The organism is Pseudomonas sp. BP01 (assembly GCF_022760795.1).
Classification (GTDB): domain Bacteria; phylum Pseudomonadota; class Gammaproteobacteria; order Pseudomonadales; family Pseudomonadaceae; genus Aquipseudomonas; species Aquipseudomonas putida_Q.
In genome coordinates this window covers 1-389 of sequence record NZ_JAFBKA010000102.1, presented here as the reverse complement: position 1 = coordinate 389, position 389 = coordinate 1, and the positions used below count along the sequence as shown (strand labels likewise).

At 54.0% G+C, this 389-nt stretch carries 1 pseudogene; it reads right to left on the bottom strand.

The window, feature by feature from the left end:
• Positions 1 to 389 (bottom strand): annotated as a pseudogene (gene aceE, locus JOY50_RS28655) (pyruvate dehydrogenase (acetyl-transferring), homodimeric type); the annotation flags it as partial.

Genomic DNA, 389 nt, shown 5'->3' with positions numbered 1-389 from the left:
ACGCAGGATAGAACCGGAGCCCAGCAGCTGAACTTTACCTTTGCTACCTTCAACGGTTTCGAGTTTATAGATACCTTTACGGATACCTTCCTCGGCGCCTGCTGGCATCGCCGGCATGTGGTAGTTTTCGTTCAGCGTGGTGATGTAGTAGTAAACGTTCTCTTGTTTCTCACCGTACATACGCTCCAGACCATCGTGCATGATGACCGCAACTTCGTACGCGTAAGACGGATCGTAAGAGATATAGTTCGGAATAGTCAGAGACTGAATATGGCTGTGGCCATCTTCGTGCTGCAGACCTTCACCGTTCAGCGTGGTACGACCGGAAGTCCCGCCGACCAGGAAGCCGCGAGCCTGCTGATCGCCAGCCTGCCAGCACAGGTCGCCGA